The organism is Pseudomonas sp. D47, assembly GCF_045447305.1.
Taxonomy (GTDB): Bacteria; Pseudomonadota; Gammaproteobacteria; order Pseudomonadales; family Pseudomonadaceae; genus Aquipseudomonas.
This window is the reverse complement of the sequence record NZ_JBJGXU010000028.1, coordinates 20,260-47,167: the sequence shown is the minus strand read 5'-3', so window position 1 is coordinate 47,167 and position 26,908 is coordinate 20,260. Positions and strand designations below refer to the sequence as shown.

The window sequence follows — 26,908 nt, the reverse complement described above, 5'->3', positions numbered from 1 at the left end:
GGCCTAGTAGCCGACCTGAGTGGTTGAAGCAAAAGCAGGGCAACAGCACAGCAGAACACTCTCTGTCTGATGTACCGAGATCTAAATGTGGGAGCGGGCTTGCTCGCGAAGGCGGTGGGTCAGTCAGCTTATTTGTAACTGAACCACCGCATTCGCGAGCAAGTCGAATCGTCGCACCGCCGCTCCCACAATTTGACCGAGTTCGGCTGCCAGCACCGCAGTACTCTTGCTCTTGCTCTTGCTCTTGCTTTTGATCTTGATCTTGATCTTAGGCGCCACGTAAAACCACGCTGGCCGAACGCAGGCACACCGAGCCTAATCGCCACAGTTAGCCCGTTCACCACAATGGCGCTAAACCTCACCCCATCATCCCCAAGCCTGTAAAAGACTATTACCAGGCGTAATGTACTAACTAGTTACTTATCTTGCTAAAATCGCGTCTTTGCCCACTCACCTTCGAGTTCTGTCGATATGAAACGAGCATCGCGCGCCGCTGGCGCCTCTAGATTTCTCCTGCTGGGCCTGGGCATTGTCATTGCCCTGCTCGGCGTGGCCATGGCCGTTGGCGGCGCCAAACTGGTCAGCCTGGGCGGTTCCTGGTACTTCTTGATCGGCGGCGTGGCCATGGCGGTTTCTGGTCTGTTGATCGCGCGGGGTAAACCGGCTGGCGCGTGGTTGTTCGCGGCCTTCCTGGTGGGCACGGCCGTGTGGGCGGTGGCGGATGTCGGCCTGGTGTTCTGGCCGCTGTTCTCGCGGCTGTTCATGTTTGCGGTGATCGGTGTGGTGGTGGCGCTGGTGTACCCGCTGCTGGCCGGCAGGCCTGCACGTGGTGCTTACGGCATCGCGGCCGTGATGGCCGTTGGCGTGGCGGTAGCGGCGGGCAATATGTTCGTCGCGCACCCAAGCGTAGCGCCAACCGGCAAAGGCCCCGGCATCACGCCGGTGGCGGCGGCCGATGCGCAGAAAGACTGGGCGCACTACGGCAATACCGAAGGCGGCAGCCGTTTTGCGGCGCTGGACCAGATCAACCGCGACACCGTCAACAAGCTCAAAGTGGCGTGGACCTACCACACCGGCGACGTGGCCATCAGCGACGGCAACGGTGCCGAAGACCAACTGACACCCCTGCAAATCGGCAACAAGGTGTTCATTTGCACGCCGCATAACAACCTGATCGCACTGGATGCCGACACCGGCAAAGAGCTGTGGAAGAACGAAGTTAACGCCACGTCGGCGGTGTGGCAGCGTTGCAGGGGCATGGCGTATTTCGACGCCACCGCGCCGATTGCTCAACCGACCCAGCCGAACAGCTCGCCAATTATCGCGGCCAGCGTAGCCGCCGGTGCGCAGTGCCAGCGTCGCTTGCTGACCAACACCATTGATGCGCGCCTGATCGCAGTGGACGCCGACACCGGCAAGTTCTGTGAAGACTTCGGCACCCACGGCCAAGTGGATTTGAAAGCCGGCCTGGGCAATGTGCCGGACAGCTACTACCAACTGTCTTCGGCACCGCTGATCGCCGGCACCACCGTGGTGGTGGGCGGGCGCGTGGCGGATAACGTGCAGACCGACATGCCCGGCGGCGTGATCCGTGGTTTCGACGTGATCAGTGGGCAAATGCGCTGGGCCTTCGACCCGGGCAACCCCGAGGACAAGAGAGCCCCGGCCGCCGGCAGCACCTACGTGCGCAGCACCCCGAACAGCTGGGCGCCGATGTCGTATGACCCGTTGATGAACACGGTTTTCCTGCCGATGGGCAGCTCGTCCACTGACATCTATGGCGTGGAACGTACCCAACTCAACCACAAATACGGCGCCTCGGTGCTGGCGCTGGACGCCTCCACCGGTGCAGAAAAGTGGGTGTACCAGACCGTCCACAATGACCTCTGGGACTTCGACCTGCCGATGCAGCCGAGCCTGATCGACTTCACTCCACCGGGCAGCGACAAACCTGTACCGGCGGTGGTGATCGGCACCAAGGTTGGGCAGATCTATGTGCTCGACCGCGCCACCGGCAAGCCGCTGACCGACGTCAAGGAAGTGCCGGTCAAGGCCGCCAACATCCCTAACGAGCCCTACTCGCTGACCCAGCCTAAATCGGTGGGCATGCCGCAAATCGGCGCGCAAACCCTGAGCGAATCGGACATGTGGGGCGCCACGCCGTACGACCAACTGCTGTGCCGCATTGATTTCAAAGGCATGCGCTACGAAGGTCTGTACACCGCGCCCGGCACCGATAAATCGCTGAGCTTCCCGGGCTCCCTGGGCGGCATGAACTGGGGCAGTATTTCCACTGACCCGGTGCACGGTTTTATCTTCGTCAACGACATGCGCCTGGGCCTGTGGATCCAGATGGTGCCGTCCCAGAACAAGGCCCAGACCTCGACCGGTGGCGAAGCGCTGAACACTGGCATGGGCGCCGTGCCGCTCAAAGGCACACCGTATGCGGTGAACAAAAACCGCTTCCTGTCGGTCGCCGGCATTCCGTGCCAGGCGCCACCGTTCGGCACCCTGACGGCCATTGACATGAAGACCCAGCAGATCGCCTGGCAAGTGCCGGTCGGCACCGTTGAAGACACCGGCCCCTTGGGCATCCGCATGCACCTGCCAATCAAGGTTGGCCTGCCAACCCTGGGCGGCACGCTGTCGACACAGGGCGGCCTGATCTTTATCGCCGGCACCCAGGACTTCTACCTGCGCGCCTTCAACAGCGGCAACGGTGATGAAGTCTGGAAGGCCCGCCTGCCAGTGGGCAGCCAAGGTGGCCCGATCACCTACGTGTCGCCGAAAACCGGCAAGCAATAAATCGTCATCACCGCCGGCGGCGCGCGCCAGTCCACCGACCGTGGCGACTACGTGATCGCCTACGCACTGCCGGAATAACCCTGTGTTCGCGCGGTGCCCCCGCACCGCGCTTCTGTTTGGAAACCACGCATGAACCCCACTTCTCATCTGCCCTTTGGCGGCCTGGTGCTGGGCCTGGCCTTTGCGGCCGCCCTGCCCGTTCAAGCCGACGACACCACCCTGACCGGCGACTGGGGCGGCCTGCGCCGTGAACTCGACGAGCAAGGCATCCGCTTCACCGGCGACTACAGCGGCGAGACCGCCTACAACGCCGACGGCGGCCAGCACCGCTCGGCGCGCTACTCGCAAAACATCAAGCTTGGCGTGCAGTTCGACTTGGGCAAGCTCTACGGCCTGAACAATGGCGACCGCATCCAGCTGACCATCAACGACCGGCGTGGCAGCAGTGCCTCCGAAGACTTGGTGGGCAACCGCCTGCCGATCCAGGAAAACTACGGCGGCCTCTACACACGGCTCACCGAGCTGAGCTACGAGCGCACGCTGTTTACCCCCGCGCTGAACGTCAAGCTCGGCTACATGGCAATGGGCAATGACCTCGGTGGCCTCGACAGCGGCATCCTGTGCAACTTCATGAACGCCGGTTTCTGCGGCCACCCGCTGAACATGTCCGGCGGCAGCGGCTGGGCCAACTACCCGAACGCGCACCTCGGCGCGCGAGTGAAATACGACTTCTCACCGTCCTGGCAACTGCGCGTGGCGGCGTTCAATGTCGACCCGTCGAGCAACGGCAACGCCAGCCGCGCCTGGCACCTGGAGCCCAAACACACCACCGGTACCGTGGTGCCCATCGAGCTGGTGTACAAGCACGCGGGCACTCTGCCGGGTGAATACAAGCTGGGGTATTACTACGACAGCTCCAACGTGAAACGCATCGGCAGCAACAAGGAGGTCAGCGGCCGGGGCGGTCACTACCTGCTGATTGATCAGGCGGTGTGGGCGTCCAGTTCGTCTGCCGGGCGCGTGCTGCATGCTTTCGGCCAATACTCGGCCGCCAGTGAGGCCGCCTCGCCGTTCAGCAAGTGGTATGGCGCGGGCGTGGTGCTGTACAAGCCGTTTGAAGGTCGCCCACGCGATACCGTCGCCTTGGGTTATGGCCGCGCGGTGCCGAACCCGCGCAGTCGCGACGTGCAGGAACTGGCAGCGTTCAACGCGGGGGCGGACTACCCCAACCTGAACAATGCCGAGCAGTTGATCGAGCTCAGCTACGGCTACCAGGCCACGCCATGGCTGACCCTGCGCCCGGATGTGCAATACATCATTGAGCCGGGGGCGTTTTCCGGGGTGGATATCGATAATGCATGGGTATTGGGCTTACAAGTGAAAGCCGTTTTCTGACGGGATGACGGCCTAGGTGCGAGCGACAGCAGCTTCTCGCGCCTAGGTCACCGTGGTTTTGTCACCATTCACCGAATCAAATGCTATGCCGACTACCCCTGCTCTTTCGAAGCGACGTTTTACTTCTTCACTGACGATGATTGCGCCTAGATAGTGCTTAAGCCTGAAAATATCTCGGCGAGCTACTTTTACCGGGTCAATAACGAGCCTGGTAAAGCCGCGATAATCCCCCGCCAAGTCCGGCCTCACCGGATCATCTACGGTATACCGCTGATATTCCGAGCGCTGTTCATCGACGCATTCAACCTGCGTCTCGATGATCATCACGAAATAGTCCTGTTCAACGCGCGTGTTCGCGATTTGCACCGGCTCAAGTACGAGGTGGTGATAAGGCTCATCCACCTCCGGCAAGCCCACTAATGCATCACGCGCTCTTCTGCTCAATACCGGGACACTGCCATAACCCGCCAAAGCGTAATCAACCTCAGCGCCTTCAAACCTGACGTCGAGGGTGTAACTGCCTGGCTCCATGTAATTAACCGGCGGATCTCTGAAGTGCCAGTTATTAACGTGCCGTATGTCCCCAAGTACCCATTTTTCCGGTACTGCGTGATCCGGTCTGAGTAAGTAATACCGCATGTCATTCATCCTTTCTCCCGCGCCAGCCGACAGTATGAAGCACCTGAGTCATGTGGGAGCCGCGTTTGCTCGCGATGGCGGTGGGTCTGCCAGCGAATGCACGACTGATACACCGCCATCGCAGCATAGGTATCTACACATCTTTTTATGGGTTGAGTTCTTTGGTTGTCGCGGGGGGCGCTGGGTACATATCCGTTATTTGGGTCATGGCCTCTATTGGTTCCGCCCTTACGGCGGGTCACTTTTGGAAAAGAGCCCCAAAAGTAACCAAAAGGGCTCTTGCCCCACCACTCGGCACCTCGCCTAGGCTCGGTGTGCCCTCACTCCGGCTTTGGACCGTGGGCCGCCGCCATGGGCCATCCTTGGCCCATCGCGGCTAAACCGGCGTCCTGCCGGTTTACCCACGCTCCAAAGCCTGCGTTCGGCCAGCGTGGTTTAACGGGGCGCCTAAGATCAAGATCAAGATCAAAAGCACGGCGGCCTAGTAGCCGACCTGAGTGGTTAAATCAAAAGCAAAACCGAGGCGGCCTGACAGCCGACCTGATCCTGATGGCTGAACTCAATCTAATGTGGGAGCTGGCTTGCCTGCGATGGCATCAACTGGCTATGCCTGATACACCGAGGTGTCTGCATCGCAGGCAAGCCAGCTCCCACAGAAAAGCAGAGCATTGCAGTGCTGGCAGCTAAACTCGGTCAAAATTGTGGGAGCGGGCTTGCTCGCTCCCACATTGGGATCTCAGTACATCAGACAGAGAGTGTACTGCCGTGCTTTTGCTGTGCTTTTGCCCTGCTTTTGCTTCTACCACTCAGGTCGGCTACTAGGCCGCCGTGCTCTTGCTTTTGATCTGCTTTTGATCTTGATCTGAGGCGCCCCGTTAAACCACGATGGCCGAACGCAGGCTTGAATCCGTGGGTAACCCGGCAGGACGCCGGGTTAGCCGCGATGGGCCAAGGATGGCCCATGGCGGCGGCCCACGGATTCAAGCCGGAGTGAGGGCATGCCGAGCCTAGGCGAGGCACCGAGTGGTGGGGCAAGAGCCCTTTTGGTTACTTTTGGGGCTCTTTTCCAAAAGTGACCCGCCGTAAGGGCGGAACCAATAGCCGCCGTTACCGCAGCAACGGATATGTACTCATATCTACCTAAAAACCCGTCATCGGCCTAGCACGACACAAGAAGTTGCGTAGATACCTATGCCCATCGCAGGCAAGCCCGCTCCCACCGTTGACCTACAGTGTTCCGATGTTACTTAGACACGGGCATCGCAAACTCCGCGCCCTGCTCAATACTCTCCGACCAACGCTGCATGATCGACTTCTGCTTGGTGTAGAAGCGCACGCCTTCAGTGCCGTAGGCATGCATGTCACCAAACAAGCTCTTCTTCCAGCCACCAAAACCGTGCCAGGCCATCGGTACCGGGATCGGCACGTTGATGCCGACCATGCCCACTTCGATACGCCGTGCAAACTCGCGGGCAATATTACCGTCGCGGGTAAAACAGCTGACACCGTTGCCGAATTCGTGGTCGTTGACCAGCTTGATCGCCTCGGCAAAGTCATCCACGCGCACGCAGGCCAACACCGGGCCGAAGATTTCTTCGCGGTAGATGCTCATGTCTTTCGTCACGTGATCGAACAAGGTAGCGCCGAGCCAGAAGCCATTTTCCAGGCCCGGTTCGGTGGGCACGTAGTCACGCCCATCGAGCAGCAATTGCGCGCCGGCTTGCACGCCTTGCTCGATGTAGCCGCTGATGCGCTCGAGTGCCGCGCGCGAAACGATCGGGCCCATCTCGGCCTTTAAATCGCGGCCGTCGGTGATGCGCAGTAGCTTGGCGCGCTCGGTCAGGGCAGCGATGACTTTGTCGCCCACATCGCCCACCAGCACCGCCACCGAGATCGCCATGCAGCGCTCGCCGGCACTGCCGTAAGCCGCGCCCATCAGCGCATCGACGGTTTTTTCGATGTCCGCATCGGGCATCACCACCATGTGGTTTTTCGCGCCGCCCAGGCCTTGCACACGCTTGCCGTTGCGGGCGCCGGTTTCATAGATGTATTGCGCAATCGGCGTAGAGCCGACAAAGCTCACGGCCTTGACGTCCGGGTGTTCGATCAGTGCATCCACCGCTTCCTTGTCGCCCTGCACCACGTTGAACACGCCTTTGGGCAAGCCGGCTTCGCGCAGCAGCTCGGCCATGAACAGCGAGGCGCTCGGGTCCGTCGGGCTTGGCTTGAGGATGAAGGTGTTGCCCGCGGCGATGGCGATCGGGTACATCCACATCGGTACCATCACCGGGAAGTTGAACGGCGTCACGCCGGCAACCACACCCAGTGGCTGGCGCATCGTCCAGTTGTCCATGCCCCGCGAAACCTGGTCGGAATGTTCGCCCTTGAGCAGGTTCGGAATGCCGCACGCGAATTCGAGAATGTCGATGCCCCGGTCGACTTCGCCCTGGGCGTCGGTGAACACCTTGCCGTGTTCGGCGACGATGATGCGCGCCAGGTCGTCCTTGCGTTCGCGCAACAGGTGCAGGTACTCGAACAGCACACGGGCACGGCGGATCGGCGGCGTGTCGGCCCAGCCGGCGAACGCGGCTTGGGCGGCGGCGACGGCTTCGCCCACGGTCTGGCGGCTGGCCAACGCGACACGGCCGGTCACCTCGCCAGTGGCCGGGTTGTAGACGTCCTGATAGCGATCATCGCGGGAAACGCGCTGGTCGTTGATGTAGTGCTCGAGGGTGATGCTCATGGCAGTTGATCCCAGGTCGGTAACGTTGGAGCCCACGATAGGCTTTCGGTTTGTTCCAAACCAGAGCAGAATCCAGAACTGATTGTCCTTATAGGCGAACAATAGAATCATGGAAAAGGCTGAGATCGAGGGGCTCTGGACGCATATTCACTGGCTGTCAGTGCTGGAGGAGCAAGGCACCTACACCGCCGCCGCCGCGCGCCTGGGCGTGAGCAAATCCGCGGTCAGCCAGCGTATCTCGGACCTGGAAAAGGCCACGGGTACACGGCTGGTCACCCGTACCACACGTAGCGTGCGGCTGACCGATGCGGGGCAGTCATTGACCCGCGAAGTGCGTAGCGCCTATGAACACATCGCCCGCAGCTTCTCCTCGGTGCGCGACTCTGCCGGGGAGATTCGCGGCCTGGTCCGCCTCACCGCACCGGTAGCGTTTGCCCGACAACAATTGGTGCCGCACCTCTCCGAATTCTTGCAGCGCTACCCCCAGGTGCGCATCCAGCTGGACGTGTCGGACGCCCTGAGTTCGCTGGCCGCCGAAGGCTACGACCTGGCGGTGCGACACGGCTTCCAGGTGCCGGAAACCCATGTGGCGTGGAAACTGTGCGACACCGGCTCGGTGCTGGTCGCCACGCGGGCCTACCTGCAACAGCACGGCGAGCCGCGTGAACCCAGCGATCTCAGCACACATAACTGCCTGTACTACCCACGGGGTACCGACCAGCCAGCGTGGACGTTCGAACGCGGCGGCAAAAAAGTCGAGCGCATCACCGTGCCCATCGCCGGCAGCTTTTCCACCAACAACAGCGAAGCCCTGCGTGACTCGGCGCTCAACCACCTGGGCATCGCCCTGCTCCCGGATTTCAGCGCGCATGCCGCGCTGGCCAGTGGCACGTTGGTGCAGGTGCTCAAGGGCTGGACGCTCAAAGGCGCGTTTGCCGATGAGATTTACTTGATTCGGCCGTACTCCCCGCATGTGCCGAAGTCAGTGACTGCGTTGGTGGGGTTTCTCAAGGACAAGCTATCCGGTGGTTTTCGCTTCGTGGGCAATTGAAGTCTGCACTCAGCATGGTCATCGTTTCTCCACACAACCTCACGGGAAACTCCATCGAGAGTCGATAACCTGATCAGCCCTACGTTCAAAGGCGATCGACATGTTGGCCCTCAACCCACGCGTACTGCTCATGGTCCTGTTGTTGCCCGCAGGGCTCTGGGCTCAAGACGTTGGCGCCGCACGCCTGAAGAACGATATCCCGCCGCGTCTGCAATGGACGGCGAACTTCGGTTACTGCGGTGAAGCGGCCTTCGTCAGCGCCGGGCTCTACTACGGCCAGTACGTTTCCCAATACGACGCCCGGGCCATTGCCAGCCCGGGTATTGACCAGTCCAAAGCGGGGAGCCAGTTGCTGGTGGGTGTGAACGATGGCGCCGCCGCCGCTCGGATGCATTTGCAGGCGGTGCAGTGGAACAGTGTCAACACGCCGGACGCCAACGCCTTCCTGACGTGGTTAAAGGGCAATGTGCTGGCCGGTTACCCGGTGATCATCGGTGTGTATGAAAACATGCACGCGTTCCAAGGCTCCACTGAGGCCGAGGCCGGCGACGCGCAGTACGACCATATCGTGCCGGTGAACGGTATCTCGTCGAAATACCCGCTGACGTTACCGCCGCACGCTTACCCCGACGATGTGCTGGCCCTGAGCGACAACGGCCTCTGGTCACCCGACGGCGCCCCGGCGTATCGGTATCACTTCTCGTTCGACCGCTTCCAGGCTAACCGCCAGGAGGCCAACGCGCCGTCACAGGCGCTGTATTCCCTGCCGCGCAACAGGCAGTTCGGCGTGGCAGTGACCGGCATCATCGATCACGACGGCCAGACGCTGCCGGTGCGGCTGTGGACCGAGGTGATCGACGAGCAACCGCCGATGGCGCAACACGCCAATACCCGGCCCCCGTCTGCCGCGTTGGCATTGACCGTGACGGTCTCCGGGTTGAAGCCGAGCGTGCCCTACACCCTGTATCGCTACGACACCTTCGCCGCCGTCCCGGACGCCGCCTTTAACGCCAACGCTTCCCAGGCGGCGCAACAGTGGAAGGTCAAGATCAAGACGGGCTCGACGTATACGTTGAAAGAGACCATTCGTTCGGACCAGGTCGCGGTGTATCGGGCGGTACCAGACACGGCGCCTTAACCCCTCACCGAGTTAAGCGGAACCGTTCCCAACCACCCGCCGCTGTTAGAGTTACATATAGCCAGCGGCAATAATCTACATAACGAACCTAGCGACTTATTGATTAAGTTTTTACTGGCAAGGGCCATGAACAACGGCTTATTGACGCGCGGAAAAAGTCCATACAACTAATTGTAAACACTGAATAAACACCGCCTGGCTGCGCCTCCTGAAACGCCAGTTTCAAACACATCCGTTCGCAAACTTGCAAAACAACCACAACCGGCTAAGTTCATGAATACCGTGAAAGCCATCAGCCATTACGTATACAACCCGCCCTTCAGGCCAGGGGTTCTATTGCTCTAAAAACAGCGCTTAACAGTGACACGGAACTTAAGTCTTAACTCTCAAAAGGGATGCTTTGATGAAGCGCAGCCGGTGGTATCGTGCGTTTTCGAAAAAGGGGCCAGCCGCGCATTTTTGGCTGTCGTTGATGGGCTTTTCTGTGCTGGTGATTGCCAGCTTCCTGTTGTTTGAACAACAGATCCAAGCGTTCCTGACTCACCTCAACCTGTACCAACCCTCGACACCTGCCCAAGCATTCAACCTGGCACTGCTGCTGATCGCCCTGCTCGCCCTCGACGTGGTGCTGCCGGTGCCGTCGAGCATGGTCGCGCTGCTGGCGGTGGCCGTACTCGGCAGCCTCGGGGGTTACCTGGTGATTTTCATCGGGCTGTGCCTGGGCGCCGGGTTGGGTTATGCGCTGGGGGCCGGTTATTTTCGGTTGCTGTCCGGCCGCCTTGGGCTGCATCAGCGCCAGCCTGGGCAGTTGGCGTATCGGCTGGGTACGTTGTCGTTGATCTGCCTGCGCGGTGTGCCGGTGTTGGCGGAAACTTCGGTAGTGGCCGCCGGGATGCAGCGTTATCCACTGCGCGCGTTTTTGCTGATTACCACGTTGGCGAATGCGGGGCTGGCGCTGGCCTACACCGCCATTGGCACGTTGCTGATCGAGCAGCACGCGCTGCTGGTCACCCTCCTCGCCAGCATGGTGTTGCCGCTGGCGTTTGTGGCCGGTTACAGCCTGTTCAAGCGCAAGCCCAGTGTGGATCAGCCCCTGCGCGGGCGGTTCGAGGTCCGTTACGACTACCCGGTGATCTTCACCGACCACCTGTTCGACCCGCTCAACCCGTGCCTGCATCAGCAACTCACTCACCCACACAACGGGCCGGTGAAGGTGATGGTGTTTGCCGATGAGCAACTGCTGCACAGCGCGCCCCAGTTGTTGGCACAGATCGACGCCTACTTCGCCGCCCATGCCGACCTGCACGTGCACGCCGCGCCCATCGCCGTGCCGGCCGGTGAGCTGAGCAAAAACGCGCAAGTGCTGGAGCAGCTCTACACCGACATGCTGCAACACGGCCTGGACCGGCACTGCTACGTGCTGGCCCTAGGCGGCGGCGCGGTGCTGGATGCGGTGGGCTACGCCTGCGCCACCTTCCACCGCGGCATTCGCCTGATCCGAATTCCCAGCACCGTGCTGGCCCAGAACGACGCCGGCATTGGCGTAAAAAACGGCATCAATGCCTTCGGCCAGAAAAACCTGCTGGGCGCCTTCTACCCCGCCACGGCGGTGATCAATGACTTCCAGTTGCTCACCAGCCTGACCCGCCGCGACCAGATCGCCGGGCTGGCCGAGGCGGTCAAGGTGGCGCTGATCAAGGACCAGGCATTTTTCGAGTGGATGGAGCAGCACGCCGACGCCCTCGCCCGCTTCGATCACCCCGCCAGCCGCTACGCGATTCGCCGCTGCGCCGAGCTGCACCTGGCGCACATCACCGGTGCCGGCGACCCGTTCGAACGCGGTAACGGTCGGCCGCTGGATTACGGGCACTGGGCCGCGCACAAACTGGAAAACCTCAGCCACCACCGGCTGCGCCATGGCGAAGCGGTCGCGGTGGGCATGGCGTTGGATGGGTTGTATGCCAATGCATTGGGGCTGCTCGGCGATACCGACACTGAGCGGGTGATGAACCTGTTGTGCACGTTGGGCTTCAACCTGTGCCCGCCGGAGCTGAGCTTGATCGATGCACAGGGCCGCTCGCCGCTGCTGCTAGGCCTGGAGGAGTTCCGCCAGCACTTGGGTGGGCAACTGTCGATCCCGATGCTCAACCGCATCGGCCAGTCGGTGGACCTGCATGAAATCGACAGCGCGAAGATGCAGGCGGCGCTGCAACGGCTGGCGTCGCGCAGTGTTGCGCCGCTGCCACTGGGTGAGGGTTACGCACAATGAGCCCGATGAAAACCTGGATGACCCTCGGCCGGGTTTCCAACCTGCCCACGGTGTGGACCAACACCCTGGCCGCCGCCCTGCTCGCCAGCAGTGCCGGCGCGCTGGCGCCGCCGTCGTCGCAGGTGTGGGTGCTGCTGTTGATCACGCTGTCGTTGCTGTACCTGGCCGGCATGCTGTTGAACGACTGGCTCGATGCTGATTGGGACCAGCAACATCACAACCCGCGCCCGATCACCCTGGGTTTGGCCAGCCGCCAGCAAGTCGGCCTGGCCACCGCACTGTTGCTGATCCTTGCCGCCGCGGCGGTGCTGGGCTTGAGCCGCTTGATCGACCAGCCGCATTGGCTGCTTGGCGGCGTGGTGCTGCTGGTCGGCTGCATCGTCGGCTACAACCTGCTGCACAAGAAATACGCCCACAGCGTGTGGCTGATGGGCGCCTGCCGCTCGGCGCTGTACCTCACGGCGGCGGCCAGCCTGGCGGTGCCGCCGGAGCCAATCTGGCTGTGCGCGATTCTGCTCGGTGTGTACATCAGCGGCCTGACCTACCTGGCGCGCCAGGAACACCGCAACCAGTTGATCAGCCGCCTGCCGTTGCTGCTGATGCTCAGCCCGCTGGCCCTGGCGTTCTATTCCAACAACCTGTGGTTCTGGCCGGTGCTGCTGCTGTGGTTGGCCTGGCTGGGCTGGCATTACTGGAAGCACCTGGCCCACCCGCAGCACAGAAACGTCCGCGCGTTTATCGGCGCAGGCCTGGCCGCCTTGCCGTTGTTCGATGCACTGGTGCTGGCGGTAGCCAACCAGCCGTTGGGCAGCCTGTTGTGTGTGTTGGTGTTTTTTCTGCTCCCCCACTTTCAGCGTTGGATCAAGCCGACATGAACATACGCCAGGATGGCCTCACCGAACGCCAACAAACCCTGAGCCAGCAACTGGAAGCCACCGAACTGCAAGGGTGGCAAGCGGCGCAGGCACAGCTTGCCCAGCAACCCAGCGCCACCACAGCGGCGCTGTTGAGCGGCCAGTGCAAGCGTTACCTGCCGGCACCTGCGGTGAAATTAGCGCGCGGGTTGCTGCTGGCCCAGGCACTCGAATACACCGAGGCTGCCGAGCAGTTGCCGCTGCTGCGCCAGCTGTTCCTGTGGGGCGACGATCAGGAAAAAATCGCTCTGCTTAGCGCCCTCGACTGGCTCGACAGCGACGGCGAGTGCCTCGAACTGGCCTTGCAGGCCGGGCGCACCAGCAACCCGCAGGTGTTTGCCGCCCTCGCCCTCGACACGGCCTACCCGTCACGCCACTACTCGGAGCGCGCCTTTCACCAACTGGTGCTCAAGGCACTCGGCATGGGCCTCGACGTGGGGCGCCTGGTCGGCCTCACGCAACGCCACGGCGTCACGCTTAATCAGTTGGCCCTCGACCTGCTCGACGAACAACTCGCCGCCGAACGAACCGTGTCCCCCGGGCTGCCCCGGGTGATTGCCTTCGAGCTGCTCAGCCCGGCGCAACTGCAGCGCCTGCGCGGCTTGCGTTTGCCGGTGCAATGGCACGCCTACCTGAACTGACGCACATCGCCTTCCCTTGACGAGGATTCACCATGCTCAAGTACTTTGATCCGCATATTCACATGGTCAGCCGCACCACCGACGACTACCAGAACATGGCGGCCGCTGGCATCACCGGCGTCATCGAACCGGCGTTCTGGCAGGGCCAGGCGCGTACCAGCGTCGGCAGTTTTGTCGACTACTTCGACACGCTGCTGGGCTGGGAACGCTTTCGCGCGAGCATGTTCGGCATCCATCATTTCTGCACCATCGGCCTGAACCCCAAAGAAGCGAATGACCTGTCGATCGCCAATGAAGTGCTGGAGATTCTGCCGCGCTACTTGGTGAAAGAAGGCGTGGTCGCGGTTGGCGAAATCGGCTACGACGACATCACCCCTGAAGAAGATCGCTTTCTTGCCGCGCAGCTTGAGCTTGCGAAGCAATTCAACCTGCCGGTGCTGGTGCACACGCCACACCGCGACAAGATCGGCGGCACCAAACGCACCCTGGCGGTGATCCGCGACGTGGGGATCGCCGAGCACCTGGTGATCATCGACCACCTCAACGAACTGACCTTGCCGCTGGTGCTCGACAGCGAGTGCTGGCGCGGCCATTCCATCTACCCCAACACCAAGATGTCGGAGCAGCGCATGGTCGCCTTGCTCAAGGAATACGGCACCGAAAAAATGGTGGTCAACAGCGCCGCCGACTGGGGCATCAGCGACCCACTGAAAGTGCCCAAAACCGGCCAGGCGATGTTGGCAGCGGGCTTTACTGAAGCCCAGGTGGAACAGGTGCTGTTCCACAACCCGGTGGACTTTTTTGCCCAGAGCGGCCAGTTGGACAAGGCCTTGGTCAGCACGCCACTGCCCATCGACCAGCGCAAGCAATGGCAGGAAAACTCGGCCCTGCGCGGCCAGGACCCGGTGGTCAAATGAGTGCCGCCAGCAGCTGGACGGCCGCCCAGGTCGGGTATTGCAGCAACGTGCACCCGGCCCGTGACCTGGCCGGGTTACGCGCCTCCATCAAGCAGCACTTTCAAGGCGTGCGCAGCCTGCGCGGGCTAGAGGAACAGGACAGCGGCCTGTGGATTTGCGCTCACGCGGCGGCGCAACTACAGCAGGAATCGGCGCGTGTGCAGTTCCTGGCATTGCTCCAGCACAGCGGCCTGCGCCTGACGTCACTGAACGGTTTCCCCTATGGTGAATTCCATCAGGGCGCGGTGAAAGCCGACGTCTACCTGCCCAACTGGGCCGACCCGCAACGGCTAGCCTACAGCCTGGACCTGGCGCGCATCCTCGCTCATGCCTTGCCTCCCGACTGCCGCCAAGGGGTGATTTCCACTGTACCGCTGGGCTATGCCGCCACCTGGAACGAGGCCTTGCAGGCACGCGCCGATGAGCACCTGAGCCAACTCACCGCCGCGCTCGCCCGCCTGCATTGGGAAACCGGCAAGAAAATCGTGTTCTGCCTGGAGATGGAACCGGACTGCGTGCTGGAGACTACCGAGCAGGCCATCGCGTTCTTCCAGCGCCGGCAAGCCATGGACCCGAACCATGCCTACCTGGCGCTGTGTTTTGATGTGTGCCACCAGGCGGTGATGTTTGAAGACTGCTATCAGTCGCTGGACCGGCTGCGTGAGGCCGGGGTGCCGGTGGGCAAGGTCCAGCTGTCCAACGCGCTGATTTGCCGCCTGCCGTCTGACGATGAACAGCGCCGCGAACACGTGCTCAAGACCCTGAGCAGCTTTGCCGAAATCACCTACTTGCACCAAGTGAAGGCGCTCGACGCACAGGGCCGCCGAGTGGCTTGGCCGGACCTGCCCGCCGCCCTGGCGCATTGCGCCGGGTTCAACGAACTGCGCATCCATTTCCACATTCCACTGTTCAGCGAACACCTGTTGTTGCCCGAACTCAGCGGCAGCCAAGTGGCGCTGGCGCAGACCTTCGACTACCTGGCGGCCCATGGCGATTTCCGCCCGGTGCTGGAGGTGGAAACCTACAGCTGGGGCGTGCTGCCCTTTGAGCTGCGGCCCGCCACCGAGCCTGCGCAATTGCAAGGCATTGCCGCCGAACTGCGCTGGGTCGAAGAACAACTGCGCCAGCGCAACCTGTTGCACGTGCAGAAGGTATACGCCGATGCCCTCTGAACAACCGCTGTTGCTGATCAATGTGGTCGGGCTGACGCCGTCGCTGTTGGGTGAGGCGACGCCGCACATCAATGCCCTGCTCAAGACCGCCCAGATGGCCACCCTGCAACCGGTGTTCCCCGCCGTCACCTCGACCGTGCAGGCCTCGATCCTCACCGGCGCGCCGCCGTCGCAACATGGGATTGTCGGCAATGGCTGGTACTTTCGCGACCAGGCTGAAGTGCGTTTCTGGCTGCAACCCAACGCGCTGATCCAGGGCGAAAAAGTCTGGCACACGCTCAAGCGTGAGATCCCGGGTTTTCGCTGCAGCCAGTTGTTCTGGTGGTACAACATGTACGCCGACGTGGACGCCGCGATCACCCCGCGCCCGCATTACCCGGCCGATGGGCGCAAGCAGTTCGGCTTGTATTCGTCGCCGCCCGGGCTGCATGAGCAGATCGAGGCGCAGATTGGCGAGTTCCCTTTCCATGGCTTCTGGGGCCCGGCGGCGGGCATTGCCTCGAGCCGCTGGATCGTCGATTGCGCGATGGCCGAGTTCCAGCTCAATCGCCCTCACCTGCAATTGATTTACTTGCCCCATCTGGACTACAGCTTGCAGCGCGTGGGGCCTGAACATCCGTCGATTGCCGATGAAGTGCGCGCCATCGACGCCGAGGTGGGCCGCTTGCTGAGCTTTGCCGAGGCGCAGGGCGCGGCGGTGATGCTGCTCTCCGAATACGGCATCGAAGCGGTCGAGCAATCGGTGTCGATCAACCGCGTGCTGCGCGCCGAAGGCCTGTTGCAAGTGCGCAAATCCTTGAGCTGGGAGTTGCTCGACCCTGGCGCCAGCGCGGCGTTTGCGGTGGCCGATCATCAGGTCGCGCATGTGTATGTGAAGCAGGCGCAGGACATTCCCCGCGTCAAAGCCTTGCTGCAGCGCCAGCCGGGTATCGAGCAGGTGCTGGACCAAACCGAGCAACGCACCTGGCAGTTGGACCACCCACGCAGCGGCGAGCTGGTGGCCGTGGCCGCAGCGGGTTACTGGTTTGATTACTACTACTGGCTGGACGCGCGCAAGGCGCCGGATTTTGCACGCACCGTGGACATCCACCGCAAGCCCGGCTACGACCCGGTCGAGCTGTTTATCGACCCGGCGATTCGCTTCCCTAAACTGAAAGTCGCGCGCCGCCTGCTGCAAAAAAAGCTCGGCTTTCGCTACTACATGGACCTGATCCCGCTGGACACCCGCCTCGTGCGGGGCAGCCACGGCCGCCTGCCCAGCAGCGCGCAGACCGGCCCGTTGCTGATCACCAATTGTGATCTGGCGTTACCGCAGCACCTTGCGGCGACGGCAGTGAAGCAACTGCTCCTGGAACATTTCCTGGGGCGCCCACACCTGGAACTGGCCAATGCCAAGGAGCTTCCATGCGGCGAGCCTTATCTATCACTGTCTTGAGTGCACTGGCCGGACTGGCCCAGGCCCAAGGCGCAAACACGCCCTTCGACTGCACGGGTTTCTTGCAGTTTGGTGGCGACATCGACAAGACCCGGGCGACCTTCACCCAGAGCCCCGAAACCCTGGCCTGGAACTGGTTTGCCTGCCTCAACCAACCCGCTGCGGCACAAAGCCCTGACTTGGTCTGGGAAACCATGAAGCCGTCGGATCAGGTCTACCTGGCCAACGGCGCGCAACCCCTGCCCTACGCCCAGCGCGTGCCCGTGCCACCCGCGGTGCTGACGCAAGCCCAGGCGATGGGCATGAACGCCAACCGCATGTTCCACAACCTCAATGCCACGCAACAGGTGGACGGGCTGATCCTGGAAATGGGCGGGCAAGTGCCGCAAGCCCAGCAAGGCCAGGCGGTGCGCTTCCAGCTGCTGATGGGGCCGGACACCTTCAACTACATCGTGCAGCAGAAGGTCTACAACGTGAATGGCCAGGCCGCGTTGACCAGCGACCTGAACTTCCCCTCCACCGCGTGGGAACTGAAGGCCGCCTGGCTGTGGATCGGCAACAACCCGACCTATCAGCAGCAACTGGCCAACGACGGCTACTACATCGCCCAGACCTACTACCAGCAAGGCAGTGAGTACGTGGTCGGTTATGCCGCGTTGAGCGGCTTGCACGTGATCAACAAACTGAACCCCGACTGGGTGTGGACCACCTTCGAAAACCGCAACAACGGCAAGTACACCGTGACCAACGCGATCCCGCCCACGCCGATGACCAACAGCACCGGGCCGACCACGGCGGCGCAACCGGTCAATATCAGTTTTCAGGCGAGTTACCCGACGCTGGCTCAATACGAGCTGATCGGCGTGCAGTCCAATACCACGCCCACCTTGCTCGCCAACTCCCAGTTGGAATCGGCGTTCCAGAGCATGTCTTCGTGCTTCGCGTGCCACAGCACCGCCGCGTACTCGTCGACTAAGGGCTACTTCAATTTCGCCCTCAAACAACAGGGCGGCATCGTCTACCCCACCGCCGAACTGCCGGCCTCCGACTTTGTCGGCTATCACAAACTGGACTTTGTCTGGTCGCTCAAACGCGCCCAGTGGCAACGCTAAGGAGCCTCACATGAGCGTATTGAATTTCCCGCGTATCTACCTCGGCGGCCATATGTTCTGGAACCCGCCGACCGCCAACAATAACGACATGTACCCGCTCTACGATGCGGTGAAAATGCAGATGAACTGGCGGTTTCTGGAAGCCTTCAAGATCACGCCGCTGAACGCCGCCAGCAACCTGCTGCCGTGGACCATCGCGCCATTGGCCCCGGCCGCCGTACCCGACTACGTGATGCAGGTGCCAGGCAATGCCGGGCAGTTGGCGTCCCCCATGATCCCCGGCGAATGGAACCTGTTCGGCGACAACGCCTGCGGCACCGTGAGCTACAACCAGACCCAGTCGGTGATCACGGGCGGCGAGTTGCCCGACGGCGGTTATGTGAGCCAGGACCCGCTGATCAACCAAAGTTATCAGCTGCTCGGCAACCCGTTTGGCGGCGCGCCGAATTCCCCGGCGCGCTTTGTCGACGTGAGCCCGTGGCAGAACACCTTTACCGCGCTGTACTTCGACAAGTTGGTACTGGGCAATGCCGAGTGCGGCCTGACGCTCAACCGCGAGCACCGCATGCTCGACCGGTTCCTCAACTTCAACTGGGCCAACCTCGGCGGCCTGGCGTACGTGACCACCACCTGGCAGACCTGCTTCCCGAAAGAAAACCTGGCATGGGTGATCGGCAACTCGGCCTTGCTGCAAAACCTGCAGGCGCAGATGGCGCAACAGAATGCCAAGGGCCTGATGTTTCGCTTTACCACCTACCTGACCTGTTACGACAAGAACGGTATCTTCAACAACTACCCGCCCATCGACACCCACAGCTCCACGCCCGAAGCCCAGGCCAAGGTGCAAGCCATGTATCAACAGGCGCTGGATAACGTCGGTGACATTTTTTTCAACCCGGCCTATAGCCGCACCGTAGGCAGCCTGGGGCTGTGGTTTGAGGATGAGTTCCCCACCGCGCCAGCGGGCCGGCGCCTGGTGCCAGCACAAAAGGTGCCCATCTACAAAACCTCACCGGGTACCAACAGCCAGGTCCAACTGGGCGTGATCTCGGCCCAGGCCCATGGCACCACCTTGTCGCTGGACCTGGGCAACGCGTTCCCGTTCTACCCCGTCGACAGCAAGGCCGAGATCCCCGTTGCCGCCAAGTACCAGGCCGGCAACTACCAGATTGGCATCCGCCAAGGCACGCAATTCAGCCCGTTGGCAAGCTTTGGCTATGACGACTACCAGCAGTTGGCGTTCGACAAACGCGCCGGCATCCTCGACCTGCCGCTGACCGTCCAAGCTCAGGCGCAGTTGCAAACTGGCAGCCTGGAATTGCAACAACCAGGTACCACGCCAATCATCGCCGCGACCCAGCAGATGTGGACCGCCGAGGTGGTAGAGAGCGCCAGTTTTATCGACGTGGGCGACACCAAGACACTGCAAATCATGGTGCAACACGACGGCCAGCCCGCACCGGCCGGCACCACGTTATGGGTGGCGGAATACGGCAATGCCTACATGCTGTGCACCACCGATTACTACCTGGCGTTCAGCAACGCGGCGGACTTTTCGCTGTTCAACAACGACCCGCAGAACCCGGCCAACAACAGCCCCTGCCTGCCGCAGTTTAGCGGGGCGAAGACCCTGCTCGGCCAGATCACCGAAGGCACCGGTCGTCAGCTCATGGCAACCCGGCTCGCGGTGTCAGCCGATCAGACGACGCCGGTGACCTATCAGCAATTCCTGCAAACACCGGCCGCAGTCGCCTTAAGCCCGACGCTTAAGTTCGTCAACCCGATTGCCCTGCAAGGCACGCTGCAAGACCCGCTGAACAGCAACGTGCAATACAGCGTGACCAAGATTCAGACCGATGCCAATGGCATCGCCAACCTGACCGTCACGGCCCAGGCGCCGGGCTTTCCGACCTTGCGTTTCTTTGTGCAGGAAGGTGAGCAGGCGCCGGTGATTCCGTTCAGTTTCCCACTCAACCAGGCCTTTACCGACTTCCTCGCACCGCTGCGCGTGCTGCCGCTGGAACCACAGATGCAGCAGGACTTCGTCAACGCCTGGAACCTGATCTATCAGCGTGAGGACGCCGGCCAGCTGATCTGGGAGACCTTCATCTACCCGTTCATCTTGCAGCCGTTCTATTACCTGTACCCGATCATGAGCAAGTACATGCCGCTCAATAACCTGACGCGCATCGAGGGCGCCGTCGACCAACTGATCGTGCTGATCAGCAAGCAATATCAGGAGGAAAGCACCCTGGCCATGCCCATCACACGCGACATGCCGCAAAGCCGGCGCGCCGTGCTGGAACTGTGGGCACAGGCGCTGGTGAAGCGTAACTACCCGCCCGTGCAGCTGAGCATGAGCGACTACACGTAAGCCTCACACAGGACCACCGGGTGACGCGCCTGTCGCCCGGTTTTCAAAGGAGTGTTGTATGAACGCCAGCCTCTTGAGCCGACTGTTACTGTTGTTACTGTTGCTGAGCCCCGTTGCGTTTGCCGAGGACGACAGCGGCGCCGTGTACTTCACCAATGGGGTGCACAACAGCGAAGGCTGTAATGCACAGAACGGCAACTGCATCGCCAAACGCGCGCCCAGCGACCCATCCGATCCGTTTTTCCCGGCGCAATGGATCAGCGATTGGACGATGTACCGGGTGATGAACAACTACCAGAACAACCCACCGCCTTACAGCAGCCCACCCTCCACGCTCAAACCTGCGGACTACACCGTCTCGCGCGGGACCAGCTACTACGACAGCACCTACATCCCAGCCGACGGCGACGGTTTCGGCGCGATGATGGAGCACTACGAGAAGTACTGCCTGCCGATCTTCCCGATCAAGAACAACAACTACAGCTGCTCGTTCGTGTCCCTGGGCAACAAGGCGTACTTTCTGACCTACCCGCAGGACCGCCCGAAAGACATGCCGGCCTGCTGCATGTTTTCACCGATGAACCATCCGCCGCGCCAGGACTTTATCGAGCACCTGCCCTACAGCGCCGAACGCAGCAAAAACCTGGGTGGCAGTGTGCAGGCCTATGCCTTGGACCTGATCTCGCCGGCGGGACCGATTTTGTTCGGGTATGCGTTTAACAAGCAGCAGACGGGCAAACCGCCCTACCGCCTGCCCCAGTCGTTCTTCTTTTCCGGGGACGTGAGCGTCGCGAATGCGCCCATCGTGAGCCAGAACTACACGAACTTTCGCATCGCCAAACCCGACCCGGCGCAGACCTGGGCGCAAGTGATCGCCATGTGCCCGTCGAACCCGCCGCCGTGCCAATTGTTCGAGCCGCCGGCGTCCCAGAGCAACGGGCATAAGGCCCAGTGGAACCAGCTCATGCAGCGCAAACCCTGAACACAAGGATGTATCGCCATGAAAACACTTGTGAGTGTGATGCTACTCGGACTGGTCAGCCTGTCGGCCCAGGCGCGGGAAGCGCCTCAGCCGTTGACGCTGGCCACGCAATTCAACTGCCAGCCACCCAGCAGCGCGCCGGCGGCCACCGCCAGCCAGGATCAGTTCGATCAATACAGCTGGCAGCTGTTTATCGCCTTAAACTGGCCGGCACAGGACGGGCAACGTGGCACGCCTAACTGCAGCAAACAGCCCGGCGATTCGGGCTATACCGTGTGGCAGACCTACAAGACGGTCAGCGAAACCTTCCTGCCGGGCGCTGCCAACCCAGGGCCGTGGAACAGCCCGCTGACCGCCCGAAGCCTGGGCATCATCAACATCGCGGCGCTGAAGAACAGCTCGCTGGTCAACTCCATCGACCAGGCGGTGGGTGGCTGGCTGATCGACCAGGCGGGCAACCCGACCTATTACGATATTTCGGCCAACCAGGCGTCCTACAACTACATCGTCAGCAATAACTTCTACAACGCGAATGTGGTGTCCAAAGCCAACACCATCAACTTCCCCAATGGGGTCATCGAGGTCAAATCCAGCTGGCGCATTCTGACCGCCCGGGACAATGCCAGCCATTACCTGACGCAGTTTGCCCGCGTGGCGCGGTTCAACAGCCAGGGGCAGCGCATTGGTGTCGGCGAGGCGTATTTGGGGTTGGTGGGCTTGCACATCATCACCAAGGTCAATGGTTACCCGCAGTGGATCTGGTCGACCTTCGAGCAGGTCGAAAACGTGCCGCCCAAAGCCAAGGTGAACGGCCAGTGGGTCGACCAACCGGTAGCCGGTACCGCCTATTCCTACTTCAACGCCGCCGCCCCCGCCGCCGCACTCAACCAGTCGCCGTGCAACTGGCAAACCCAGGGCACGCAACTGGTCTGCGTGCCCAAACCCGGCACCTCGTTCCAGACGCCCAACCCACTGAACCGCGTGACGCCGATTGCCGACGCCACCGCTTGGGTGAACAACAACTACCGCACCCACCCCGGGCTGCAACGCAGCGTGTTGAAGTACTACCAGTTAATCACCACCCAGCGCCCGTTGATGCCGAACAACCCGAGCAACCCGCTGGGGCAGCCGACCCCGGCACTGTCGGCCAATGTGACCATGGAGAGTTATATCCAGCCCAACAGCAGTTGCATGAACTGCCACTCGATGGCGACGCCGGTGAAGAGCCCGTTCAAGTCCGACTTCTCCTACCTGTTCAAATTCGCCAACCCGCCTCTCACCCCTCACGCCACGGACAAGGAATAGACCATGAGCATCCTCAATGGACCACGACTGAATTTCTGGGGCGGCATCCGCACGGACGTGAGCTTGCCAAACAACTCGCCGACCATTCCTTTCAATGGCGATGATGAATGGCCGCTCTTCGACCTGACCACATCAACCCTGGCGCCCGGCGCGCAGTCGTACACCGACGACCAGTTAAACAACATGATCAACGCCCCCACCGGCAACTACTACACCGCCGGCGGCTGGAACCACTACGGCCAGCATGTGGTGGACATGCAGAACGCCTTGATCAGCTCCCAAGGCAGCCCCGGCAACATCAGCACCACGGGCGATCAGGTCGGCCAGCCGGTGTACCTGCTTGGCTCGGTGGACCCGGCGACCGGCCAAGGCCCCGTGTCCGGCCCGATGATGGTCGACCTGGACCCCAGCGCCTCGACCACCACGCAGATCTTTGTCGGCGGCCTGCAAATCGGCAGCGGCGAAAATATCCAGCTGCTGATTCGTTGCAATGCGGTATGCAGCAGTTTCGACGTGACCGGCCGCGTACTCGAGCCGGCGAAGATGGATGCACCGGGCTCGTTCCACGCCAGCGGCACGTTCCAGCTGACGTTTCCGCTGAGCAGCATCGTCAGTTGGAACAAGAACAGCAGTGGCCTCAAGGCGATCATCCAGGCGCCGGGGGCGACGGGTATTGTCCTGCGTTTCGTGATGTTCGAGATGTGCCCGCAGATGACCACCGCGCAACTCGATGCGGATTATGCCGCCGGTAAATACACGCCGAACCCGAGTATCGGCCGGGTCATCGGCACACTGGCGCCGGCCTTTGCTGGCGAGCCGCTGAGCTGCCAGCCGGGGCGGCAATTGGTCAATGCGTCCACGGGCAACGCGGCCTACGCGGCGCTGGGCACTAACGGTTTGCTGAGCCTGGACATGGTCAACGTGATTCCCAAGCAAACCTTCCGTGCCGTGCGCGACGACATCACTAGCCCCATCGGGCCAAATGCGAACTATGGGCCGGTGACGATTTCAGCCGGGGCCACCGCGCTGATAACCCTCAACCCGACCGCCAGCCCGTTGGTCAATTACTACGTGTACGGCGGCATCGTCGACGTGCCCCTGAATGCCAGCCAGCAACAAGCGGTCAAGACCACGCCGCTACAGATCACCGGCCCTAACCCGGTGGCGGGTAAGACCCTTAGCGCGAGCGAATCCATCTACCGGGTGTATGCCGACCAGCGCAACCTGTACCTGGAGGATTACCCTAATGGCCTGACGATCAATTTGCAGGTGCGCTACTTGGGCGGGCCGGTGCCGAAAGCCACCACGGTCAGCCTGGGCGCCAGCGCGCCTGGGGTCTACGACCAGAAGCAATACATCGACTTCCTCAACTTCCCGAGTTCGCTGACGGTGAGTGCCGGCCAGCAGGCCGTGAGTTTTCCCGTCACGCTTAAACCCGGCAGCGCCGCCCAGGCGGGGTTTGTGGCGCTGACCTGCACGGCCAATGGCGTGGACAACGGTGCGTTCTTCACCAACTTTCGCAAGTACGCGCAGACCGACTTCGGCATCGCCAAGGGCAGCATCATCACCTGGCAGCAGGTGTACCCGAACGTGCTGCGTTTTCACTACCTGGCCTTCCCCGCCATGTCGCGCTACGTGCCGCTGAACCAGCCCGACGCGATCATGGCGGCGAAAAACGCCATCCTCGCGCGCACCTCGGATGCCTACAAAGGCACCACGCTGTTCATGCCGGTGGTGCGCTCGATGTCCCCCGCCCAGCGTGCACTGCTGCGTGCGTATCTCACCGGCAGCCCGTGGCAGCCGCCGCAATAGGAGGCAAACCCGATGACCCTTCATATCCCAGCTCAACCCATTGAAGCCCTGCGCCCGAGCACCTTTGTCGCTGAAGGTTTGCTCAACCCACGCGGCGTGTGCCTGCAAGCCGATGGCAGCCTGTTGTTGGCCGAAGCCGGCTCAGGTTCAGCGGACCAGCCGTTTAGCGGCCGCATCACCCGGCTGCAACCCGATCCGCAGCAGCCTGGCGCCTACCTGCCCGGCGAAGTCGTCGCCCAGGGTTTTCGCAGCATGAACATGCAGGCGCGCATGCTGCGCGATGAAATCATGGGCGTGTCGGACATTGCTTGCGGTGACGGCCGCTGCCTGGCCAGCCAGACCGATTACATCGGCGGCTCCAGGCTGCTCGACTTGCAATACAGCCCGCCCGAACCGGTGTTCCACAGCCGGGGCAACCTGAATGCGCTGTGCTACCACCCAACACGGCGCAGCTGGCTGGCCGTCAAGCCCGATACCAACCAACTGGTGGAGTTTTGCAGTGGCGAGGACGAACACGTGCTGGCGCAACTGCCCGCGCTGGACCAAGGCCAGGAAGCGGTACCCGTTACTCTGGTGTATGAACCGCAAACAGACGCGGTGCTGATCAGCCTGTTCTCCGGTGAACTGCACGGCGACCCGGCCCGCAAAGGCATCGACTTTGCCGACTACGCCGGGCAGGTGATTCGAGCCCACCCGGCAGGCGGGCAGATCGAGGTGGTGATACGCGGCCTGCAACTGCCCACCGGGCTGGCGCTGTGCCCGCAGGGCAAGCTGCTGGTGCTGGAGTTGTGCAGCCACCTGCAACAACCGTTGCCGCCAAACTGGAACGGCGAGCCGCTGCATGGCGGCTTCACCCGGTTTGCCGGGCGACTGTTGCGGTGCAACCTGCAAAACGGCCAAGTTGAAGTGCTCGCGCGCGGCTTGGATACACCGTCCAACTTATGTGTGGTGCAGGGTGCTGTGTTGGTGAGTGAAGGCATGGGGCTGGCGGGCCGGCAGGTGCCGGCACCCGATCACACGCTGGCACCGTTGACTGGCCGGTTGCGCCGGGTGCAGTTGTGAACCTACACCGCCGCCTCTAACAGCAAAACGGTCGCAGGCACAGCACGAAAAGATGGAGTGTGCTTGGCCGCGTCCAGCATATGGGCGGCCAGATGGTGGGCGTCCAACGCGGCTTTGGAGGCCCACTTTTCGATCAACACGAAGCTGTCGTTATTGCCGACAACCGGGTGTAAATCGTATTGCAAACAGCCATGCTCGGCCCTGACCTGGGGCGCCAGCTTTTCAAACGCGGCCAGCTGCTGTGACCCTTTGCCGGGCTGGGTATGGATAATGACGACAAGCCGCACTTCATCTGACATGAACACACCACCGCAGAGGTTGGATAAGGAACACGCACAGTACGTGAGCAGGCTGCCGGGTTGCAAAAAAGCCTACCCGACGTGCGTATTTCACGCGGTTTTCACAGGCAGGCGCCTAGGCTCAACTCAGCTCCTAAGTGAACACCTTTAAGCCCGCGCCCCCATCGTGGGCTTTTCTTTGTCTTCATGGCGATCCACCTTGCCGGCGGCCGGGCTCAATACCGACCGCTGACGTCAGTGCATGAGCGCTTACGCGGAGCGACCTCTGTTACGACTTTGTTGTTTTTTAACGCCCTTCCCGATCTTTCGCTCGTATTGGTGGTGAATGAACCAGACGACCAAAAGCAGGCCTGCCAAGCCAAAAATGAGTAGCAACAGCTCTATTGCGGGACCTTCGTGTGAAAACATCTTTCGTTCCTCGTCCTGAAGTCGCACAACCCAAAACAGGCCGCACCCGAAATTATTCGTAACAATTCAATCATTTTCAGGTTAGCGGCCAAAGTCATAGGTGGCAACCCTGGATTGCGTTGGAACTGTTGATCTAGAGGGGTTGCTTGTTGAAACGCGTGGGTCACATTCAGCTCAGGCACCCAGGGCACGCCCTTGGGCAACGGCGATTTGGACGACTTCACCCTGACCTTTCCGGCTATTTTCGTGAATGGCGAAAAAGTGCCCATGGCGCCCATTCACTTCAAGAAACGTGAAGCGCGTTATGCACCGGTTTTTAATTACTGAGTTGAATCCGCCAGCCGTGGAAAATCGACAGACTTATAATAAAAAAAACTAAAAACAGCACAAATCAAT

General features: G+C 61.5%; 19 protein-coding genes and 1 pseudogene. 17 read left to right on the top strand and 3 right to left on the bottom strand.

Annotation, left to right across the window (positions count from 1 at the left end):
- Positions 1–471 precede the first annotated feature (471 nt).
- Together ACI77I_RS18820 and ACI77I_RS18815 are read left to right on the top strand one after the other, a co-directional pair.
- Positions 472–2,883 (top strand): annotated as a pseudogene (locus tag ACI77I_RS18820) (glucose/quinate/shikimate family membrane-bound PQQ-dependent dehydrogenase).
- 51 nt (positions 2,884–2,934) lie between these two features.
- Positions 2,935–4,200, top strand: a complete 1,266-nt coding sequence (locus tag ACI77I_RS18815) for a carbohydrate porin (protein ID WP_406998152.1) — start codon at positions 2,935–2,937, stop codon at positions 4,198–4,200.
- 42 nt (positions 4,201–4,242) lie between these two features.
- Here the strand turns inward: ACI77I_RS18815 and ACI77I_RS18810 are convergent, their stop codons facing one another.
- Positions 4,243–4,839 carry an imm11 family protein gene (locus ACI77I_RS18810; protein WP_242150500.1) on the bottom strand — a complete coding sequence of 199 codons (597 nt, stop codon included), beginning with the start codon at positions 4,837–4,839 and terminating at the stop codon, positions 4,243–4,245.
- Positions 4,840–6,082: 1,243 nt separating this feature from the next.
- Positions 6,083–7,582, bottom strand: a complete 1,500-nt coding sequence (locus tag ACI77I_RS18805) for a CoA-acylating methylmalonate-semialdehyde dehydrogenase (protein ID WP_242150502.1) — start codon at positions 7,580–7,582, stop codon at positions 6,083–6,085.
- A gap of 109 nt (positions 7,583–7,691) precedes the next feature.
- On the opposite strand from ACI77I_RS18805, the gene ACI77I_RS18800 reads away from it, so the two are divergent.
- From ACI77I_RS18800 to ACI77I_RS18735, 14 genes are all read left to right on the top strand, one after another.
- A complete protein-coding gene (locus ACI77I_RS18800; RefSeq protein ID WP_094951860.1) occupies positions 7,692–8,633 on the top strand; it encodes a LysR family transcriptional regulator in 942 nt (313 codons plus the stop codon).
- Between the two features lie 100 nt (positions 8,634–8,733).
- Complete coding sequence (locus ACI77I_RS18795; protein WP_242150506.1) at positions 8,734–9,771, top strand: hypothetical protein; 1,038 nt, start codon at positions 8,734–8,736, stop codon at positions 9,769–9,771.
- A 403-nt stretch (positions 9,772–10,174) separates the two neighbouring features.
- Entirely contained in the window at positions 10,175–12,040 is a 1,866-nt protein-coding gene (locus ACI77I_RS18790) for a 3-dehydroquinate synthase (protein WP_094951858.1), read from the top strand.
- 5 nt (positions 12,041–12,045) lie between these two features.
- On the top strand, positions 12,046–12,915 hold the full coding sequence (locus tag ACI77I_RS18785) for a UbiA family prenyltransferase (protein ID WP_242156080.1): 870 nt from the start codon (positions 12,046–12,048) through the stop codon (positions 12,913–12,915).
- On the top strand, positions 12,912–13,595 hold the full coding sequence (locus ACI77I_RS18780) for an EboA domain-containing protein (protein ID WP_406998151.1): 684 nt from the start codon (positions 12,912–12,914) through the stop codon (positions 13,593–13,595). Before ACI77I_RS18785 ends, ACI77I_RS18780 begins: the two co-directional genes overlap by 4 nt.
- A gap of 32 nt (positions 13,596–13,627) precedes the next feature.
- Positions 13,628–14,512, top strand: coding sequence for a TatD family hydrolase (locus ACI77I_RS18775; RefSeq protein ID WP_242150512.1), 885 nt, complete (start codon positions 13,628–13,630; stop codon positions 14,510–14,512).
- On the top strand, positions 14,509–15,723 hold the full coding sequence (gene eboE, locus ACI77I_RS18770) for a metabolite traffic protein EboE (protein WP_406998150.1): 1,215 nt from the start codon (positions 14,509–14,511) through the stop codon (positions 15,721–15,723). Before ACI77I_RS18775 ends, eboE begins: the two co-directional genes overlap by 4 nt.
- A complete protein-coding gene (locus ACI77I_RS18765) occupies positions 15,713–17,158 on the top strand; it encodes an alkaline phosphatase family protein (protein WP_406998149.1) in 1,446 nt (481 codons plus the stop codon). Before eboE ends, ACI77I_RS18765 begins: the two co-directional genes overlap by 11 nt.
- Positions 17,128–18,270 carry a hypothetical protein gene (locus ACI77I_RS18760; RefSeq protein ID WP_406998148.1) on the top strand — a complete coding sequence of 381 codons (1,143 nt, stop codon included), beginning with the start codon at positions 17,128–17,130 and terminating at the stop codon, positions 18,268–18,270. Before ACI77I_RS18765 ends, ACI77I_RS18760 begins: the two co-directional genes overlap by 31 nt.
- A 10-nt stretch (positions 18,271–18,280) precedes the next feature.
- Complete coding sequence (locus ACI77I_RS18755; protein WP_406998147.1) at positions 18,281–20,644, top strand: hypothetical protein; 2,364 nt, start codon at positions 18,281–18,283, stop codon at positions 20,642–20,644.
- 58 nt (positions 20,645–20,702) lie between these two features.
- Positions 20,703–21,626, top strand: a complete 924-nt coding sequence (locus ACI77I_RS18750; protein WP_094951850.1) for a hypothetical protein — start codon at positions 20,703–20,705, stop codon at positions 21,624–21,626.
- Positions 21,627–21,644: 18 nt separating this feature from the next.
- Entirely contained in the window at positions 21,645–22,931 is a 1,287-nt protein-coding gene (locus ACI77I_RS18745; protein WP_406998146.1) for a hypothetical protein, read from the top strand.
- Positions 22,932–22,934: 3 nt separating this feature from the next.
- A complete protein-coding gene (locus ACI77I_RS18740) occupies positions 22,935–24,743 on the top strand; it encodes a hypothetical protein (RefSeq protein ID WP_406979727.1) in 1,809 nt (602 codons plus the stop codon).
- 12 nt (positions 24,744–24,755) lie between these two features.
- Positions 24,756–25,805, top strand: a complete 1,050-nt coding sequence (locus ACI77I_RS18735; RefSeq protein ID WP_242150530.1) for a hypothetical protein — start codon at positions 24,756–24,758, stop codon at positions 25,803–25,805.
- Positions 25,806–25,807: 2 nt separating this feature from the next.
- Here the strand turns inward: ACI77I_RS18735 and ACI77I_RS18730 are convergent, their stop codons facing one another.
- Positions 25,808–26,104 carry a putative quinol monooxygenase gene (locus ACI77I_RS18730; RefSeq protein ID WP_406998145.1) on the bottom strand — a complete coding sequence of 99 codons (297 nt, stop codon included), beginning with the start codon at positions 26,102–26,104 and terminating at the stop codon, positions 25,808–25,810.
- 603 nt (positions 26,105–26,707) lie between these two features.
- Between ACI77I_RS18730 and ACI77I_RS18725 the strand changes: the two genes are divergently transcribed.
- Positions 26,708–26,839 (top strand): hypothetical protein, encoded by a 132-nt coding sequence (locus ACI77I_RS18725; protein WP_256589274.1) that lies wholly within the window; start codon positions 26,708–26,710, stop codon positions 26,837–26,839.
- Positions 26,840–26,908: the final 69 nt, after the last annotated feature.

Coding starts and splice junctions, on each gene's coding strand:
- ACI77I_RS18795 (WP_242150506.1), top strand. CDS start 8,734: ATGTTGGCCCTCAACCCACGCGTACTGCTCATGGTCCTGTTGTTGCCC.
- ACI77I_RS18790 (WP_094951858.1), top strand. CDS start 10,175: ATGAAGCGCAGCCGGTGGTATCGTGCGTTTTCGAAAAAGGGGCCAGCC.
- ACI77I_RS18785 (WP_242156080.1), top strand. CDS start 12,046: ATGAAAACCTGGATGACCCTCGGCCGGGTTTCCAACCTGCCCACGGTG.
- ACI77I_RS18735 (WP_242150530.1), top strand. CDS start 24,756: ATGACCCTTCATATCCCAGCTCAACCCATTGAAGCCCTGCGCCCGAGC.
- ACI77I_RS18775 (WP_242150512.1), top strand. CDS start 13,628: ATGCTCAAGTACTTTGATCCGCATATTCACATGGTCAGCCGCACCACC.
- ACI77I_RS18730 (WP_406998145.1), bottom strand. CDS start 26,104: ATGTCAGATGAAGTGCGGCTTGTCGTCATTATCCATACCCAGCCCGGC.
- ACI77I_RS18805 (WP_242150502.1), bottom strand. CDS start 7,582: ATGAGCATCACCCTCGAGCACTACATCAACGACCAGCGCGTTTCCCGC.
- ACI77I_RS18765 (WP_406998149.1), top strand. CDS start 15,713: ATGCCCTCTGAACAACCGCTGTTGCTGATCAATGTGGTCGGGCTGACG.
- ACI77I_RS18800 (WP_094951860.1), top strand. CDS start 7,692: ATGGAAAAGGCTGAGATCGAGGGGCTCTGGACGCATATTCACTGGCTG.
- ACI77I_RS18740 (WP_406979727.1), top strand. CDS start 22,935: ATGAGCATCCTCAATGGACCACGACTGAATTTCTGGGGCGGCATCCGC.
- eboE (WP_406998150.1), top strand. CDS start 14,509: ATGAGTGCCGCCAGCAGCTGGACGGCCGCCCAGGTCGGGTATTGCAGC.
- ACI77I_RS18755 (WP_406998147.1), top strand. CDS start 18,281: ATGAGCGTATTGAATTTCCCGCGTATCTACCTCGGCGGCCATATGTTC.
- ACI77I_RS18745 (WP_406998146.1), top strand. CDS start 21,645: ATGAAAACACTTGTGAGTGTGATGCTACTCGGACTGGTCAGCCTGTCG.
- ACI77I_RS18750 (WP_094951850.1), top strand. CDS start 20,703: ATGAACGCCAGCCTCTTGAGCCGACTGTTACTGTTGTTACTGTTGCTG.
- ACI77I_RS18760 (WP_406998148.1), top strand. CDS start 17,128: ATGCGGCGAGCCTTATCTATCACTGTCTTGAGTGCACTGGCCGGACTG.
- ACI77I_RS18810 (WP_242150500.1), bottom strand. CDS start 4,839: ATGCGGTATTACTTACTCAGACCGGATCACGCAGTACCGGAAAAATGG.
- ACI77I_RS18815 (WP_406998152.1), top strand. CDS start 2,935: ATGAACCCCACTTCTCATCTGCCCTTTGGCGGCCTGGTGCTGGGCCTG.
- ACI77I_RS18780 (WP_406998151.1), top strand. CDS start 12,912: ATGAACATACGCCAGGATGGCCTCACCGAACGCCAACAAACCCTGAGC.